This window comes from Mucilaginibacter polytrichastri (assembly GCF_001911425.1).
GTDB classification, from domain to species: Bacteria; Bacteroidota; Bacteroidia; order Sphingobacteriales; family Sphingobacteriaceae; genus Mucilaginibacter; species Mucilaginibacter polytrichastri.
The window spans coordinates 4626688-4645750 of sequence record NZ_MPPL01000001.1; the positions used below are offsets into that span (position 1 = coordinate 4626688).

15 protein-coding genes are annotated in these 19063 nt (G+C 39.9%); 2 read left to right on the forward strand and 13 right to left on the reverse strand.

All coding sequences use genetic code 11. From position 1 onward, the window contains the following. On the forward strand, positions 1 to 1622 hold a 1622-nt coding region (locus RG47T_RS19885; protein ID WP_253187545.1), incomplete at its 5' end, for a TonB-dependent receptor plug domain-containing protein. 7 nt (positions 1623 to 1629) lie between these two features. Further along, on the forward strand, positions 1630 to 2421 hold the full coding sequence (locus RG47T_RS19890) for a DUF4249 domain-containing protein (RefSeq protein ID WP_074491189.1): 792 nt from the start codon (positions 1630 to 1632) through the stop codon (positions 2419 to 2421). 262 nt (positions 2422 to 2683) lie between these two features. Here RG47T_RS19890 and RG47T_RS19895 read toward each other — a convergent pair whose 3' ends face one another. From RG47T_RS19895 to RG47T_RS19955, 13 genes are all read right to left on the reverse strand, one after another. Continuing rightward, positions 2684 to 3283, reverse strand: coding sequence for a DUF8188 family protein (locus RG47T_RS19895; protein WP_074491190.1), 600 nt, complete (start codon positions 3281 to 3283; stop codon positions 2684 to 2686). A gap of 25 nt (positions 3284 to 3308) precedes the next feature. Beyond that, a complete protein-coding gene (locus RG47T_RS19900) occupies positions 3309 to 3881 on the reverse strand; it encodes a DUF8188 family protein (protein ID WP_074491191.1) in 573 nt (190 codons plus the stop codon). Positions 3882 to 3901: 20 nt separating this feature from the next. Further along, positions 3902 to 4480, reverse strand: a complete 579-nt coding sequence (locus RG47T_RS19905; protein WP_074491192.1) for a DUF8188 family protein — start codon at positions 4478 to 4480, stop codon at positions 3902 to 3904. Between the two features lie 2 nt (positions 4481 to 4482). Next, on the reverse strand, positions 4483 to 5775 hold the full coding sequence (locus RG47T_RS19910) for a PAAR-like protein (RefSeq protein ID WP_074491193.1): 1293 nt from the start codon (positions 5773 to 5775) through the stop codon (positions 4483 to 4485). Beyond that, positions 5772 to 6713 (reverse strand): hypothetical protein, encoded by a 942-nt coding sequence (locus RG47T_RS19915; RefSeq protein ID WP_074491194.1) that lies wholly within the window; start codon positions 6711 to 6713, stop codon positions 5772 to 5774. Before RG47T_RS19915 ends, RG47T_RS19910 begins: the two co-directional genes overlap by 4 nt. 722 nt (positions 6714 to 7435) lie before the next feature. Further along, on the reverse strand, positions 7436 to 7663 hold the full coding sequence (locus RG47T_RS19920; protein ID WP_074491195.1) for a hypothetical protein: 228 nt from the start codon (positions 7661 to 7663) through the stop codon (positions 7436 to 7438). 162 nt (positions 7664 to 7825) lie between these two features. Continuing rightward, positions 7826 to 9394 (reverse strand): FG-GAP repeat domain-containing protein, encoded by a 1569-nt coding sequence (locus RG47T_RS19925; protein ID WP_074491196.1) that lies wholly within the window; start codon positions 9392 to 9394, stop codon positions 7826 to 7828. A 22-nt stretch (positions 9395 to 9416) separates the two neighbouring features. Beyond that, positions 9417 to 10514 (reverse strand): family 10 glycosylhydrolase, encoded by a 1098-nt coding sequence (locus RG47T_RS19930; RefSeq protein WP_074491197.1) that lies wholly within the window; start codon positions 10512 to 10514, stop codon positions 9417 to 9419. Continuing rightward, the gene (locus RG47T_RS19935; protein WP_083627470.1) at positions 10514 to 11641 is read right to left on the reverse strand and encodes a carbohydrate-binding family 9-like protein; all 1128 of its coding nucleotides are present in this window, start codon (positions 11639 to 11641) and stop codon (positions 10514 to 10516) included. The genes RG47T_RS19930 and RG47T_RS19935 overlap by 1 nt, the downstream gene beginning before the upstream one ends. 7 nt (positions 11642 to 11648) lie before the next feature. Further along, positions 11649 to 12968 carry a sugar MFS transporter gene (locus RG47T_RS19940; RefSeq protein ID WP_074491199.1) on the reverse strand — a complete coding sequence of 440 codons (1320 nt, stop codon included), beginning with the start codon at positions 12966 to 12968 and terminating at the stop codon, positions 11649 to 11651. 121 nt (positions 12969 to 13089) lie between these two features. Next, positions 13090 to 15774, reverse strand: a complete 2685-nt coding sequence (locus RG47T_RS19945; protein WP_074491200.1) for a glycoside hydrolase family 2 protein — start codon at positions 15772 to 15774, stop codon at positions 13090 to 13092. An 18-nt stretch (positions 15775 to 15792) separates the two neighbouring features. After that, positions 15793 to 17256, reverse strand: coding sequence for an alpha-L-fucosidase (locus tag RG47T_RS19950; protein WP_083627471.1), 1464 nt, complete (start codon positions 17254 to 17256; stop codon positions 15793 to 15795). 1 nt (position 17257) lies between these two features. Further along, a complete protein-coding gene (locus RG47T_RS19955; protein WP_074491201.1) occupies positions 17258 to 18475 on the reverse strand; it encodes an ROK family protein in 1218 nt (405 codons plus the stop codon). Positions 18476 to 19063: the final 588 nt, after the last annotated feature.

Sequence of the window (19063 nt, forward strand, 5' to 3'; positions counted from 1 at the left end):
GCCAAAAGTTTGGCGTAAGTGGCGGGCTTGGCCTTATTGCATCAAGGCTAACAATTGAAGCGCCTTTGTTTGATCATAAGGGATCATTCATTGTTAGCGCACGCAGAAGCTATGCCGATCTATTCACCGGCTTTGCATCAGACACTACACTTAAACACAGTAAGCTATATTTTTATGATGTAAACCTGAAGGCCAATTACCAGATCAATGATAATAACCGGATCTTTTTATCAGGGTATTTTGGCAAGGATGTGATGAGTTTCAGAAACAATTTTGGCCTTAATTACGGCAATGCCACAGGGACATTGCGATGGAACCATATTTTTAGCAGCAAGCTATTTTCAAATACCTCGTTAATTTATAGCAAGTACAATTATAATGTAGCTATCCAAAACAACCTCGACAATATAAAAATTAACTCTTCTATTATAGATTACAATTTAAAGCAGGATTTTAACTACTATTTGAATAGTTCAAATAAATTAAGCTTTGGGTTTGAATCAATTTTTCACGTAACCCAACCGGGTACGGCACTTTCTACAGCTTCGTCAAGTTTCAATAATATTTTTTTACAAAAAAAGCATGCCCAGGAAACAGCTCTTTACCTGTCAAATGAATGGAATGCTACCGATAAGCTAAAGATCACTTATGGTGTTAGGCTAAGTAATTTAACTGTTTTGGGCCCCGGAACCTTTTACACTTATGATAAAAGCGGCAGCAAATCAGATAGTACCTACTACGGAAGCGACAAAGTGGTTAAAAACTATTTTACACCCGAGCCGCGTTTTGCAGCAAACTACCAGTTGAATGAAAATAACGCCGTTAAACTTTCGTATGATCGTAATGTACAAAATATTCATTTGCTGAATAACTCAACATCTCTTTCTCCTACAAATATTTACCTGCCGAGCAGCAACAACATTAAACCCGAAATAGCCGACCAGGTTGCCCTTGGCTTTTATCGCACTTTCCATAATCATGGCTACGAATTTTCTACCGAAGTGTATTACAAAAACCTTCAAAATCAAATTGATTATAAAAACGGTGCTCAGTTAACGGGTAATGAAAATATAGAAGCAGATCTGCTGTTTGGTTCAGGAAGAGCATACGGTTGGGAAACCTACATCAAAAAGAAGAGTGGGAAATTTACCGGCTGGCTGAGTTATACTTTATCCCGTACAGAAACAAAAATAGCCGGCATTAATAACGGCAATTATTACCCGGCTACACAGGATCAAACACATCATTTATCATTAGTAGGTATGTACCAGGCCGGCAATAAATGGACCTTTTCTGCAAATTTTGTTTACAATACAGGCAACGCAGTTACCTGGCCATCAGGAAAATTTGCCGTAGATGGCGCTCCGGTTTATACCTATGGCAACAGAAACAGCAGCCGTATGCCCGCCTACAACCGGCTTGACGTAGGTGCCACACTTTTAGCGAAAAAAACAGCGAAATATGAAAGCAGCTGGAATTTTTCGGTATATAATTTATATGGTGCGTCAAACCCATATGCTATTGTTTTTCAAACCGACCCGAAAGACGCCGGCAAAACCCAGGTGTTGCAGACTACGCTTTTTAAAATGGTACCCGCAGTTACTTACAACTTCAAATTCTAAAAAAAACATGAAAAACTTAAAATCAATAATATTTATACTTGTTACCGTAATCACTTTTGCTTCTTGCCAAAAAACTATTGTACCGCCCTTACCAGGTTCAACGCCACAACTGGTTATTGAAGGGGCTGTAAGTGATACGGCGGGGCCTTATCACATCAACATTTCAAAAACTGTTGGGTTTTATGCCGATAATACTTATCCTAATGTTTCTGGCGCATCGGTAACTATTACAGATCAAACCGCCGGAGTTACCGATTTGTTAACTGAAACATCTGCAGGCATTTATACCACCCATGTAATTAACGGTAAACCCGGCAGTGCCTATCAGCTTAAGGTTGTAGTTGATGGAAAAACTTATTTATCTACATCAACAATGCCATATCCGGTGGTGCTTGATTCTGTAAGCTTTGATTATACATCAATTAAAAATATGATTCAACCGGTTGCCCATTTCCAGGACCCCACGAAAGCCACCAATTTTTATAAGTTCAACATCCAAAAAAACGGAGTTAACTTAAACCGGTTTCAAACCCAGGATGACTTGTTATCTAATGGCAAATATATTCGCACAGCGTTGGTCACAGACACAGGGGCAATTAAAAAGAATGACCATGTAAGTGTTTCCCTGGTAGGTATAGATAAAGGCGCATATAATTTTTTGCAGGAAGCCGAAAGTGTGGCTTTTTACAATGATCAACTGGCTACTCCCTCCACTCCCGAATCAAATATTTCTGGTGGATGTATTGGCTATTTCAGCGCGCAAACGGTCAGTAAAAAAAATGCTATTGTAACTAAATAATAATTGTAGCAGGCAAGTATTAATACCGTATGCATTAGTTAGGGTTAAAATAGGACCTTTGATTTGTAAAAGTTCTTTAAAACGACTCAATAAACCTCAAATTTAACCCGTAACCTTCGCGGTGATTAACAAGGTTCGAAATGTATAAATTACTGAAATACAAAGCATTGCGGCAGTGGTTCGAATCCCGTTTATTCCGAAAAAAGGCGTCAAAACCTTTCGAAAGCGCTTAAATCAATGATTTAGGCGCTTTTTTATGCTATTAACGCCGATTCAGGCTAATAAATTTCGCTTGTTTCCCAAAGCGTTTTTCGAATTCGTTTTTAGTTAACATAAAACTTAAGTATTGTGTAACATTATGTTTATAAGCCTCTTCAGAAACTTCATAAGTTACTCCACCGTAAGTTATTGGTGAAGTACCTTGGTACTTAAAAACAGGTACAGGGTTTTCTCTAGTGCCCAATAAGGGATTACTCCACTCACCTTTATTTACAGTTAAAATCACGTACTTTTTGGAAAGTATATCGGGCAGAAAAATTGTTGGCGATGAATCAAACATCCTAATCTCAAAATATTTTTTGTATTCAGAGCTAAAAATTTTGATTTCAAAAAGATCACTACGGCCATTTTTTTGCAGTTTACTAAAATAGCTTGTGTCTTTGTAAGTAAGCAAACTATTAATATCTCTCGGATCGCGCTCTGGCACCAATACTTTAAACTGCTGTGAGTTATGAATATAAACGGGGACAATAGCTTTTGCATCATTGCCCTTATAGAAAAGATGGTTAACTACGTATAGGTATAAAGGCAATCCGATAACCATACCTACTGCTACAGCAATGCCTACAAATGCTTTTTTCATGTTTGGCTATATGTAACCACATTAACTACTTTCCAAATCGCTTTTTAAAATCCTCTTTCGACATATAATAGGTGAGGTACTGGGTAACGTTATGTTGATATTCAGCCTCAGTTATGTCAAGATTTACATCATTATGGATTAGCGGAGTAAGCCCCCTGTATTTAAATACTGGTACCGGATTTGTTTTTGAACCATATTTTGTATTGTTAAGATCGTCTTGATTTACTGTTATGAACACATCTTTCTTATCCATAGTCAGATGTAGAAAAAACGTTTTTGAATAATCAAATAATCGGGCAACAAAGTATTTCTTATACTCCGAACTATAAAATTTCATTAAATACAGATTGCCATTCCCGTTTTTATTTAAAACACTTTTATAATCTGAATACTCAAATGTTAATAAACTTTTGTTGAGATCAAAAGGATTTTGCTCGGGTATTTGAACCTTCAATTCAATTGAATTTTGAATATAAGTGGGGATAACAGCTTTTGCATCATTGCCTTTATAAAAAAGATGGTTAACCACATATAGGTATAAAGGCAATCCGATAACCATACCTACTGCTACAGCAATGCCGATTAAAGTTTTATTCATAAAACCGAATTGCGATTCAACTATTTATCTTGTTTACCAAAGCGTTTTTCGAATTCGTCTTTAGTTAACATAAAACTTAAGTATTGTGTAACATTATGTTTATAAGCCTCTCCAGAAACTTCATAAGTCCCACCACCGTAAGTTATTGGCGGAGTACCTTCGTACTTAAAAACAGGTACAGGGTTTTCTCTAGTGCCCAATAAGGGATTACTCCACTCACCTTTATTTACAGTTAGAATTACGTACTTTTTGGAAAGTATATCGGGCAGAAAAATTGTTGGCGATGAATCAAACATCCTAATCTCAAAATATTTTTTGTATTCAGAGCTAAAAATTTTGATTTTAAAAAGATCACCTCGACCATTTTTTTGCAGTTTACTAAAATAGCTTGTGTCTTTGTAAGTAAGCAAACTATTAGGATCTCTCGGATCGCGATCTGGCACCAACACTTTAAACTGCTGTGAGTTGTGGATATACACGGGTACAATATTCTTTACATTGTTGCCTTTGTGAAAAAGATTGTTTACCACAAAGAGATAAACCGGAACCCCTATGCACATCCCAACTGCAACAGCGATACCAACAATTAAATTTTTCATTATTATTGTGTTTTTGAAAAGATACCTGCATTGCTTTTGCTTTCAGAAAGTATTCTCATATCTACTAATACATCGTCTCTATATACTCGTTCAGTCTCCTTTTGCTTATCTTTTTCTTCCTCATAATAATGATCGTCGATGTAAAAGTTAACTACGGCGCCGGCAATCCCAATACCCACACCGCCGGCAACTTTCCCCCAACTAATACCTTTTAGAAGCGTTAAAAGATTTTTTGAGGATTTAAGTGTATTTCCTGCCGAAGTAGCCAATGTCTCCTCTGCCTCGCCCGACATACTTGCCGCATTTTTGGCAGATGCTACACTACTCTCGGGTGCTCCCTCACTTTGGCGTAAAGCGGTTTGTTCTCTGTAATATTTAGCCTGTTCGCCCATCTCTTCAGACTGCTTAGCAGTTTCTGTGCCTTCTTTAACTAAGTCTACGCGTACCTCATTACTCTTATCCCCTACATCGGCAACGCCTGCTATCCCAATATAACGGCCCTGTTCAACCTGTGCAGTATGCACATCTTCGGCATGGGTGCTCTCTATATGTTTGGTTTCATTTTCTTGCCTGTCGGTTTGCGTATGTGCATAGTCGTAAGTTGCAATGCCGCCGCCAACCAATACGCCTACTACAGAAGCCCCCATGGCCGTAATAACAACACCGGTAACAACGCCTATGGCAAATTCAGATTTATAATGCTCGTCAATTTCCTCGTTGTTGTTTTCGCTGATCTTTTTTGCAGCATCCATGGCGGTAGGTTTGTCTAGTATAATGGATACCATCCCCCCGTTAGAGCATTGCAAAATAGAAATGTTCAATAAAGCATTGTCTTTATCTAATAATACAGTTTTATGCCATGTATCTTTCATCCATGGCGAACCAAGGGTAACATCGCAAGCATGCTTTACTATTGAATTAGTTGCAGCCCCCAGCACTCCAGATGCTATAGCCGATACCACACCTGTTGCTAGTGCGGCTGATGCTATGGTTTCTGCGGCTGCGGCAATGGCTACCCCTGCCAGCCCCCCGGTAGCTACTGTGGCAGCTACGGCAAACACCACCAAAGCACCAACAGCTATACCAGCCGTTAAGGTAGCCAGGCCACCCCAAAACTTCGATTGGTTTTTGCATTGAAAACTGGCGCTTATTTTTCTGTCGGCCCGGTTTAATAGTGGTTTCTTTTTGCTCAGATAAGCAACCGTGGTATTGTGATTACGTAAAATTTGCAACGGCGAACCGTTGGTCATGTTGGTACAAATAACATTTGCACCTTCTGGTATGAAGCTACTCATTCTATTTGTTTTAAGTTATAGTTAATTAGTATCTGAATATTATTTTTAACCTCCTCAACAATATTTACCTCTGCAGTTTGCAATAAATTTTCGGCAGTGTTAATCTGATTTTTCTCTATATAGCTGAAATTAAATTCCGAAAACTTATACTGTATCATCGGCTTAAATTTCTGCTCGTAAATATTATTCATTCTGGCCAGATCTAATTTGGAGGTATCCATTTTACCAATCTTGCTTACATAAACCGCATTAGGCGTTTCATTCATAATCAGTTGTTCTATATTTACCGGTACCGGCAAGGCGTCAAATAGCTGCGAATAAAAAGTGCGTGTATAGGAACCAAATGAGGGTTTTTCCTGCGTCAGGTAAGTATCAAAAAAAACATCGAAAAACAACTTGGTTTCCAGATCAGCAATAAGCAGTTTCTCATCCTTTATAAATACTTCGGCACCGCTAATAAATTTCTGCAGGTTTGTACGAGCTTCCGGGTCCCTTAAAAAGCTGTACCGGTTATTAAGGCTGTCTTTATAAGTATTCCAGTTGCTAATTATTTCCTCATGGTTTAAAATACGCTTCATTTTACCGGTTTGGCTATCAACCAATACGCGTGTGTTACATTTAACATTATCTATTTCGCATACCAGGCTTACCGCTTCCTGAAGCTGTGGAGGGTTAAGGTTAATAATGTTATCGGTCATTTCCACATCAACCACAATCCCCTCATCGGTAAAGCTTCTTTTAATGTGAAACTCCCTTTTTGTTTCGGCATGGTTAGCAATAACACCATTTACCTTAGTAACAACAGTTTGTTCGCAACGGTATTTTGCAGATCGTGTTTCACGGGGTGCCACGGGCGTAACCGGCTGGGGCTTAGCTTTTACCTGGGGTTGCGGTAAGTCGCCGGTATCAAAAAAACTAAATCTCTTAGTCTGTTCCATTATTAATTAATATGTATTTATGAACTATGAATGATATGCTTAACAAAAACATGTGTTGAAATACTGCTGCCTGTTATAGAGTTACACAGACAACCATGGTACCGAAGTATATGTTGTATAATTTACATTCCATATACTCCTGAAGATGGGAGTTATTTGGATTTTATATCACGATTTAGGGTATACTGCAATTGAGCATGTTGTACTCTTTGCCCGAAAAATTCGATCTTGCTTTGAAAGCCATAACGATAGATTTTAAGGTTACTATTAATAAAGTATGAAATAGACCATCTGTTTCATACTTTATTACCTACAAATAAACATGAACCATTGTTTGGTGAATTTAATTTAAGCTATAATTACATCAGCTTAATTAGAACGGAAGCCATAAAGATTTAAGCACTTTTGAGTGTATTCATTTTCTAAAAATAACTGCACTATAGGCTGGCATGCACGGGCTGAATGCGGAATTTCTCAAGCAGGCTGCGTTTGATAGGCAAATAAGTAGCCTTTTGTATAGCCCTACCAATTTTGCCTGAAAAGTCTTAATTAAAAGAATAATTTAGATGATTATTCGGTTCGGGGGTAGCCTTACTTACAGCTACCGCCAACATCACAATGCGCATACCAGGTGAAACCACAATTATGGAAGGTGGATATGGCTACGTCCCTGCGAAGAACATAAAGTATAAAAAATGACTTTTTTAATTAACCAAAACCGGTCATTTATAGATCAGAACTACCAATTCAAGTACTTTTACGTAACTCAAAACTATCTTTGAACGCACCGCATTTAACTGTTTTTTACAGATCCGGAAAACATTCCACTTATTGGCGTTATCCTTATCCATCAGGTCGTAGCACTCTGTAACCTCTTTTACAACACTTTTCTTAATCTGTTCACTTAGCCAGGTTTTCACCTTTGCGTCAAACATTGCTTTATCAAACATCCTGCTACCTTATTTTAATACAACAATATAAATATACGGCTATTTGAATTTAATACGCAGGATATCAACGGCAATCAAAACCATGTTCAGCTATTGTCCTCTTACTGAATATTGTCTTTTTGTGGATAGCATTATTCTGGAGAATTTCCGGTAGTTATAACCTTAATGCGCTAAGGACCTTGGATTTAACTGGTTAATAAATATCGACAAACCGAATTTAGCATTCTTCAATTTATCCTCAAGCGCTTTAGGTATAGGCCCCGGGTTGTGAGAGAAATTACCTGTTATGATATCCATATCGCCATCTCCGTCAATATCGGCTTTCTCAAGGGTAAATGTTTTGATAGGCACATCGCTTTTTAATGTGTAAGATTTAAAGCGATATGCGTTTGTGTCTTTATTTTCCAGATAAATAAATGATTCGTCTACCAGTTTACCAAATTCCGGAAAAAAGGCACTTGCCGCAAAATCAATATCACCGTCCTGGTCAAAATCTTCTGCAAGTACTTTGGTTACCCCATAAATTGGGTAAAAGAACTTTTCTTTAAAGCCGTTATTGCCCTCATTAATATTAATCCTGATGCCGTGGTATGCCTTTAGGATGTTTGAATAATCTGCGTTGTCGCCATGTACGGTTACAATATCAGTTAAACCGTCGTGGTTATAATCTACCAGAACCATGTCTGTAGTGCCGTAGTTGGGCGGGAAACGTAATACCCTTTTTGCCTTGAATTTAAGATTGTCTTTTTGATAAAAAATATAAACACTTTCGTCCCCCTGCGAAAACATGGCTACAATATCTTTTTTACCATCGCCGTCCATATCCTTTACAAAACACTTAATGGCACCCGGCAGCGGCAATAAAACCTGCTCGGTGTATTTGCCATTTTTGTCTTGCTTAAACAGCGATAATGCGCCTATCTTATTACCAAAACTGCACATTACAATTTCGGGCACGCCATCGCCATTTAAATCGTCTATAACAGAGCTAACCGGCCGGTGAAGCGGCTCAGTTAACGGTGTACCTTCATCTGCGCTATTAAGTTTAATATAAGCCCCGGAATTTAATTCGGTAGGATATAATTTACCAATGTCAGTTAAATAGGTATCTCCTTTATAAAAATCAAAGTCTACGGGTGGGCTTGCCGTTTTAATAGTTTTCGTTACCCCCTTTCCGTATTGCCAGTTTAAAGCCTGGTTGTAAAAGTCACCAATCCACAAAGTTTTGGTATCTGTATTATATTTTAGCGCTGTAATTAAGGATGGCTTGCTTGAGTCTAGCTCAACATCATTCCTTTTAAATTGAGTTAATGGCGAATTACGATTATAACGGCTTTCATCAACAGTAACACTATCGGGTGCGTTATCAACCACATATTTAGTTAGCTTCCTCCAATCAGCATCATTCATGGCAGGCTCATCCGGTATGATGTGGTTTTTGGCAACTACGGCGCGCTCCTCGATAGATAAACCCGCAAGCGGATCATATCCGGGATATATAATACCCATACGGCTGGCCATTACCGGCAGCACGTGGCTTTGCCAGATTGTTTTGGTGAGGCTGGCAGGGTCGGGCAGCATATGGCAGGTTGAGCAGTGGGTGGTAAAAAGCAACTTGCCATCATAATCATCCAAAACAACCGCTTTGGCTTTAGTTTGAGTAAAAGAATTAAGGCTGATTATGGCCACCAGGACAAATGCCCCGGTAATAACTGTTGCTCTGTAATTCATTTTACCTTAATTTAAAATCAGTTTACACCCGCTTACTGTTGCTAATAGCTGTTTTAAGTGCATCCAAGGTTGTATTGGTAACATTACCGAACAACGACACGCCTCCTGCACCATTTGCAAGCGCGTATTCTATACCTTGCTGTACTTCATTATCGTTCTTAAAGTCAGACAAGTATAACCCTGCATACAGCGGAAATTTACCATTTAAAGCTTTAACGCCTTCTGCTACCGCATCGCCAATCCAGGCAATGTTTTCTTTATAAAAGCCATGATAAATCATGGGGCATACACCGCTTATATTCCAGTTTACCCAATCTTGCTTTACGTTACGGTGCGCAATATCCGGCGTTGGGAAAACAGCTGCGGTTATTGGCTTATTATATTTTTTAGCCACTGCTGTAAGCCGCTCTACTACCCTATTAACACGCTGATAACGAAACAACCTCCATGATGGGCTTGCTTCGGGATATTGGACTGTATCTATATCAATGCCATGCTCGGCCTTGTAGGCATCTTTACATACCTGGCAATAACAAAAATCGTATTCGGGCAGTTCGCTGGTTTGTACAATTTTATAATTATCCCACAAATTTACGGGCAATATAACATCACAAAAACGTACATAGTCCAGATGTATACCATCAATATAATCTTTTTTCAGGGCAGCCTCATAATCATCGGCCAGGTATTGTTTTACCTCCTCGCGCGATGGGCATAACCAGCGATAGTAATTTACATACGGCGGATGATCTGCGCATGATTCTCCTTTGCGGTTAACTGCATACCATTCAGGATGTTCGCTTAGCAATGTTTTTTCACCACGATTCATCGTCCAGATCCAACGATGAGCCTCCAGCTTTTGTGCTTTGGCGGCTCTGAAATGTTTTTCGCTGTCGTTTTCAAAAAAAATACCGTTGATGCCCGCTTCGTAAAAGCGTTTATAACGGTCTGCCAGTTCTTCTTCTGTATCTTTGAGGTTGGGGTTTGTCCAAACCCAGTTTTTCCACTTCTTTTTGCGGCTGCCCGATAGGTAAGATTCTGCATTAGCCAATGTTGGCAACAGCGATGCGGATACACCCGCAACTAAAGTACTTTTGAAAAATTTACGACGGCTTGTCATTATTTTGAATTTATAATTTTGATCAGTCCTTCATCATTTATCGAAATCAATTTAGCATCCTCGCCGGCAATGCTTGCCGTAAACTGACTATCGGTGGCTTGCATTTTAAGTTGATTTGATTGCCCTTCTACATTTTGCTTGGCCTCGATACCCAGTTCATTCAATGTTGCAGCATATTTACCGTTTTTCTCCTGAAACTGTTTTTGGCGATAGTAAATCAACCAAAGATATTTTCTTTGATATTCGGTATAAGGCATTTTAAATTCGCTGTTATCCTTTCGGGTAAACTGCAAATAGCCCCAACGCTCGGGCGCATGCATATTAATGATGCCCTGCGGCGACCAAACCCAATTTCGCTCGGGCAGGTTTTTACCTTCTGCATTTGTTAGTTTAACATTTTTGCCATTTCTAACCTTGGTATCCCACTCCACGCGCGAAAAATTGATCCGCCAGATGGATCCCTCTTTAGGTGGGTCGGTTGCAAAGCCCATACGGATTGCTTTAAGCGGGATAGCCATTTCAACAGTCCACCCCTTATCTTTATCGCCGGGCTTATTAAGTGTACCCTGTATCTGCACTGCAGATTTAAGGTGCTCAATGTCCCAGCTAATTAAAGCATTGCCGCCGTTGCGGTATGGTTTCGGCAAAAACAGATCGAATATTTTATTAATCGCATTAACCTCAATTTCAAAGTATTGATGGGTGTTGTTAGCCGGGCTTATAAAAATTTCGAAATCATTATCTTTATAAATAATATCATCGTGGTGCGTCTGTGTAGCCCAAACCTGTGGCTCTTGCAATTTTGCAGCCACAAATAAGGTCGAATCATTCCAGAGCATTTTTACCTGGGTATCAAAAAACGGAGCCGGCTTTAAATCACCTTCAATATCAACAAAGTTGGTAGTCCACTGCGCTTTTTGCCAGGCACTTTCTTGTAAGTTACCGTCAATTTTTAAGGCTTCATCTGTGTGCTGTACTACATAGCTTTTGGGCACAGTAAACAGATGTTCCAGGCCCTCGAATTTATTTTGCGCCGTTACCGTTGTACCAAAACTTATGGCAAACATTAAGGCCATTACTTTTTGGTAATTAGCCCGGCGTGATGATAAAAAACACTTAGTCATCATATTTTTATTAGTCTGCTACCGGGTAAACGTTAGCTATTTCTACATTTTTAGTGAGGCCAATTTTATGGCCCTTAACTGCATAAAACAAAATAAAGCTATAACATGGTACTAAAATCCAGTAGGCATTGGTTGGGTTAACAATGTCAGCTAAACGGCCATAAGCCAACGGTATTAACGCGCCACCTGCAATAGCCATAATCATAAATGAAGATCCAATTTTAGTAAAGCGGCCTAAACCTGCAATGGCCAATGGCCATATAGCTGGCCATAAAAGCGAATTGGCAATACCCAATAAAGCAATAAACAGCACAGATATGTATCCATGCGTGAAAATGGCGATCAACGAAAATATGATCCCCATAATAGCAGATACTTTAAGGGCTTTCTCTTGCGTAAAAACTTTAGGGATACATATAATACCGGTTACATAACCTAATATCATACCCAACAAGGTACAGGTTGTAAAAAACTTAGCTGTTGATAATGGAATACCCTGGCTGCCACCGTAACTAATAATAGAATCGCCTGCCAAAACCTCAACCCCAACATATAAGAACAGCGTTAATACACCCAGTAATAAATGCGGGAATTGAAAAATGCTGGTTTTATTGGTGTTGGCCGCAGCGACGGTTTCGTCCTCATGGTCGGTATCTATCTCCGGTAACTTTGAAAATGAGATTAAAACTGCGAGGATAATTAATACCACAATAATTATTACATAAGGTAATATTACCCTGCTAGCCAGTTCATTTAGCTCGGCAACTTTTTGAGCCGCAGGCATAGTCACTAACCGGGCTTTTAAACCATCGGCATCTTTTAAGGTGATAGCACCCAATACAATAGGAGCTATAGAGCCGGCAACTTTATTACAGATACCCATAATGCTGATGCGTTTTGCCGCGCTTGCCGCCGGGCCTAAAATAGTAATGTATGGGTTTGATGCTGTTTGTAGCACAGCCAAACCTGTTCCCTGTACAAACAGGCCAAATAAGAATAGCTCGTAGGTACGGTGCATTGCCGCGGGTATAAATATTAAAGCCCCAAGTGCCATAATACCCAAGCCTACAGACATGCCATTTTTAAAGCCGGTTTTTTTTAACAGCCAGGCCGATGGGATGGCCATTACCAGGTAGGAAATATAAAAAGCGAATGCAACCAGGTACGATTCGAAATTATTAAGCTCGCAGGCCAGTTTCAGGTAGGGAATTAAAACGGAGTTCATCCAGGTTACAAACCCGAAAATGAAGAACAGAGCGCCGATGATGTAAATGGCGTTGGAGCTGCCATCGCTTTTCCCGTTTGCTGCCGGGCTGGATACATTAGTCATGATGTTTAAAAAATAAAGGGTATATACTAACCGGCAGCATACGCTGCCGGCATATTATTTTAATTTTAGTTAAGCCCAACATCATAGCTGCCCATCAGCAATTGGGGTTAATTAAATAGTGTTATTGCACTGCAATAAACTGTTCGGCTAAATTCCATCCGCTTATACTTACCAGCGGCATAGGTTGCCCTGCCTGTGGCTCGTAATCAAGCACCACCTTTTTATGATCGCCCGGAAGTACCGAGATATAATTATCTGAATAAAAAACAGGTAAAATGCGTTTATGCGTAACCGGATCAACCAGCGATAATCTGTTGAAAAATGCCAATGGCGCTTTGGTAGCGTTGGTTAATGTTACCTCAATTTTACCATCTGCGCTTTTACGTGCCGTGGTACTTAATTTGGCCTGCTGCAGATCCTTTAAGCCAGAGTATATGCCGTGCTCATCTGCTATCCAGTAAATATTTTCGCTTAGTTTGTTTTTATTTTTGTCCAAAATCTGGAGGCATAAAAACACGCCTTTATCTTTTGCCGATTGGTCTACAGCAGGTTTCATTGGTAAAAATGCTTTTACTGTTGATGGTTGCGCTTCCACAAAAAGCTGTGTTAACAGGCTATCCTTGCCGGCCATGTCAATGGTGCTTACGGCAAGCATTAAATCGCGCTTTATTTCAAAACCGTTATTAATTATGCTAACCATACCTGTTACCGGGTTGTACATGGCATGTAATGATTCGCTACCATTGTGGAGGCCATAAAGGCAGGCGTTAGGGTCAAGGTAATAATCATACATCTGGCCACGCATGGCAGTCCACGGGTTTTGGGTTTTCCATATAATGGTACCGGTATACCAACTCCACATGTGCGAACTGAAACCTTCCATTAAGCTACGGTACTGATCGTAATTTACCAGTTGCGCTTTTGTAGCAAAGTCTTTAGCATCTTTAGCCTTTCCATAAGGGTCAATAGCTGCATCATAACCGATGTATTTATGATACTCCCATACAGAATCGGTTTTGGTTTTGCCATTTGCCGAATATTGTGGTGCAACCAGATTTTCTTTAGGAATAAAACGTTGCAGCGATTCGTAATCGCTTACACCAACCGAGCCTACCTCAGAATTAAACGGATAAGTGCGCGCTTCCCAAAAGGCAGACAAAGGCTGGATGCCGTAGGGGCCATCGCCATTACCACCTAAGGTGTTCAACGACATTTTATCAGAATTAGAGTAATCTACAAACCAGCGCGTACCATCAAGTTTGGGCATAATTGTATCCCTAACCGCCAGCAAAATATCTTCCGGCGGGGTGGTTTCGTTACCACCGCACCAGATAGCCAACGAGGCATGGTTACGTACCAGTTTTATTTGATCGGCTACCGATTTCAGATATAGTTTGTGATCGTCGGGATATTTACGGCGGGTCCATTGGTCTTCGGCTTTAAAAGGGTCAAGCCATTTACCATCAGCATCGCCCGAAATCCAGAAATCCTGAAATACAAGCATGCCATATTTATCACAGGCTTTATAGAACTCCGGTCGTTCTACTAAAGCACCACCCCACACCCTAATGAGGTTAAGGTTCATATCGCGGTGAAATCTTACTTCGGCATCATAACGTGCATTGGTAAAGCGCAGCATGGCATCAGAGATGATCCAGTTACCGCCTTTTATAAATACTTTTTGCCCGTTTACCATAATATAACGGCTGTGTGTTTCAGTGCTCCAGTCGCTAGTTATTTGCCTTACACCAACAGATACTGTTTCCTGATCGGATAGCTTTGTACCATCCGTTAAAAATTGCATTTTAAGGTCGTACAGGTTTTGAGGGCCGTAGCCGTTTGGCCACCAAAGCTTTGGATTTTTAAGGGTAAAATCGCCCAGAGCAATTTCCTGAGTTGAGTTAGCAGGGATTGTAACACTTCTTTTAACCAGGTTACCATCCAGCATATATTGCAGGGTACCATTGACGGCTTTTGCAGTTGCATTCTGGAGTTCGGCAGTTGCTTTGATAATAGCAGGCTGCTGCACACCGTTAACACTCCTCACACCTGGCACAACTGTTACCACATGCGGATTAATGATGTTTATTGCGCCTGTTTTTTCGATAGTGACTTTATCCCAGATTCCGGTGTTACGATCGCGCATGGGCTGGATCCAATCCCAGCCGGCTGTGTACTGCAAGCCCACACCTTTGGCTATGCGGCCATCGCCACCCTGGCCACCATTGGGGTTACCAACCGGGTCGGGCGGGTAAACTAATACTGCCAAACGGTTTTCGCCGTCCTTGCTTAGTAGTGAGGTAATGTTATAAGATTGACGCAAAAACATACCATGATGTGTTTGCGGATTTACTTTTTTACCGTTTAAATAAATTTCGCAGCTGTAGTTAACGCCTCTAAAATTTAAATAAACCTGGTTACCTGCTACGGGTGCGGCTTCTTTAAAATCTTTTACAAACCAATAGGTATAATAATCGCGGCCCGTATTATAAATATCCTTGATCCTTTCATTATTCATGCCGTAAAAAGGGTCGGGCACTTTCTTATTATTTAAAAGCGTAGTTAAAACTGTACCGGGTACTGTAGCCGACATCCAATTGTTAACTGTGAAGGTATTTGCAGAAACGGTGGTTCCGCTTGCCTTAACATCTGCAATGGGTGCGCATTTCCAGCCGGTATTTAGTTCATAACTTGTTTGCGCCTTTGCTGTTGAAACAAGACCTGCAAAAACAGCAAAAGTAACTTTTAGATATTGCCTTGTTCTTTTTGATAAGTACCGGCTCGAATAATTAAATGTAGTTTGCAATATATTATAGTTAGAAAGTTAATAATCTATGGTAAAGCAGGCTGCTTGTTTTAGCCCGATGTTATTAGCAGATGCAGGTATCGTTAAATCTATACCATCGGCACTAGTTTTCCATTTTAACTTTTGTGTGCTGCCAAGCATACTTACATTTTTAACCTTCTTAATATCCTTTAAAGTGATATTTAGGGTGACTGGCAAGCTCACACTTTCTTTATCAGCAAGTACAAAGGCATAAATCCGGTTCTTGTCTTTATTTTTGGTGTAATATATATTGCCTGATGAATACGGAGCAACAGCACGTGAGTTATAAATCCCTTCGCCATTAATTTTCATCCAATCACCAATAGCATTCAGGCGGTTATAAGCTTCGGGGTCAAAGTCGCCATCCGGGCCGGGGCCAATGTTCATGAGCAGGTTGCCGCCGCGTGATACAATTTTCACCAGTAATTGAACAATGTCATGGGCAGATTTATAATGATCGCCGGGCACGTAACTCCAGGAGTTACCCATAGTAATACAGCTTTCCCAGGGATGATCTAGTGGTGCTGCAGGTACTTCCTGCTCCGGAGTGGTATAGTTTTCATACTGACCAGATACGGTACGATCAACCACAATTAAGCCGGGTTGATTTTTACGACCCATTGCCGCAATTTTAGGCATATCAATATCCTGGTTAAATTTGATGCCTTTTTGCCAATCTACCGTTGTATCGATTGTATTTTTAGGGCGCACCCAGCCGCCATCGAGCCATAAAATATCTACTTTACCGTATCCTGTCATTAACTCCTGGATTTGGTTGTATGTAAAATCTTTAAATTTTTGCCAGTGCTCCGGGTATTTAGCCGGGTCGTAATTTACATTACGGTCTTTAGGCGGGAAGTATGGCCACCAATACTCCGGCGAATGCCAGTCTGGTTTAGAAAAGTAAGCGCCGATCATAAAGTTTTCTTTACGGAAGCTGTTAAAAATCTCTTTAGTTACGTTAGCCTTGGGGTTTTTAGAAAACGGTGTTTTGGCATCGGTAATCTTATAATCGGTTTGCTTGGTATCAAACATCGAAAAACCATCGTGATGCTTGGTGGTAAAAATCATGTATTTCATACCCGCATACTTGGCAGCCTTTACCCATTTATCCGGGTCAAACTTAACGGGATTAAAAGTGGTCTGAAGATTTTCGTAAGCCTTTTTATAACCCTCGTAGGTGGCACCATATGGGCCTTTTCTTTGCGTCCAGCCTTCATCTTCTGGGCAAATGCTCCAGCTTTCAACTACTCCCCATTCGCTGTAAGTACCCCAGTGCATAAATAAACCAAACTTAAGGTCTTGCCATTGGGCAAGTTTTTGCTGTACGGCAACATCGTCTGGCGCCTGGTATTTTTTAGACATGTTATGCTGCTGCGCAAATGATTGTTTTAACAATAACAGGAATAAAATCGAAGCTAAAAATTTAGTAGTACTTGGGTTGAACGGGAGTTTAATCATTTCAAGAGGCTTTATTAAGGAGGCTATCTTCGATAGCGGTCAATCTTTCTTCTAAATTTTTACCAAAATTTTCTACCACCAATGCAGCACCACCTATAAGTTGTGCCTTAGTGGTTAAATTTGATATATTAAAATCTGTAAAATTAGTAAGCATGGGGATGCAATGTTCATTAATAGCTTGCTGTATAGGTGCCAGCCACAGTTTACCAACTACACTCCCTTTTCCACTTAAAACTATAGCGCCGGGGTTCATCAAATGGATAAGTATGGCCAGGCCCTCGCCCACATGATAAGCCGCCTCGGATATTAATTTAACAGAAAAAACGTCGCCCTTAATTGCTTCACTAATTATAATATCAGCATTAACTTCGGGGTAATGGGCTAAACTTGTGGTCAAACCTTCTTTAATACCTTGTTTGGCACTAGCTGTAACGGCAATAAGTGATGCTTCTGTTTCCAGGCAGCCGTGTTTACCACATTTGCAAAGTTTACCATTTTTAAAAAGCGGGATATGACTAAACTCACCAGCCAGGCCATTATTCCCTCTAAAAATCTGGTCATTTAAAATCATTCCCAGCCCTATGCCCCAGCCAAGGTTTAGCACCATCACGTTTTTAATGTGCCCCGCAACACCAAACTTTTGTTCGGCCAATGCTATAGCTGTCGAATCATTTTCCAGAAATACCGGGATTCCTATATTCTCTTCTATATGATCTACCAGTGATTGGCCGCCGTGTACTATATAGGTATAGTTAATGCCTCTTTCGGTATCAATAAACCCAGGCATGGTTAATCCAATACCTATAATATCTTTTTTTGCGATGTTAATGCTTTTTATAAAGCTATCTATATAGTGTATCAGTTCGGCAGGGCTGAGGCTGTCGATATTAAATTCATATCGCGAAGTTTCCGTGATAAAATTGTTATTCATATCTACAATTACCATCTGAGCCGAAAATTGATCCATTGCTACAGACAATATATAGTGAGAACCAGGAACCAGCGAATAATTTAAAGGCTTTCTTCCACCACTTGAGCTGGCAAGGCCCTTTTCCTGCACATATCCTGCCTTTTTAAGCTCTGCAAGAACTTTTATTACGTGGGGGATGCTTTTACCGGTGTAGTTACTCACTTCGGTACTGGTTAATACCTTATTGTAATATAAACACTTTATGGTTTCGCTATGATCAATCAAAAAGTCGGCTTTACTTAACAACATATTGAGGTAAACTTAGAATTTATTTATAAAAGAATAGCTAATTCACTAAAACTTTTTAAATTTTTTACAAAGTACTTCAAATTATGTAAATTAAATGTTACTTTAGGTCGCTAAACTTTGAACACTAATTGATTTAATAAAGCTTTTCTAGGAAGATTTAGAAAGTTTTGGTGTAAGATAAATAAACGTCAAAGCCCGATATACTCCTTAAAAGTCCATCTTTAACGATATTTATTAATTGGTCAGTGTTCTCGAAGTTAGCTAATAATCTAATTATTAAGTAACACTAATACTCAACTAATGAATTAAAAAGCGCTCCCCCACTATGCAACCGGCTATAGTTGCTGTTTGCATGCCCACCCAGACGTCATGGAAACATAGTTATCGTTCCACGAACAGTATTAATTTTAACTAAACTAACCCTAAGACTAAGTATGAAATTTAACAATTACCCGCATGACAAACCGGTTAAACAAAGTTCGCAGAGGATTAGCTTAACTGCTAAACTTGCTCTCGCGTCCTTATTGTGTATCGGCATGGATGCTTCGACAGCAGTCAACGCATCCGCATCAACATTTAAATTATCCG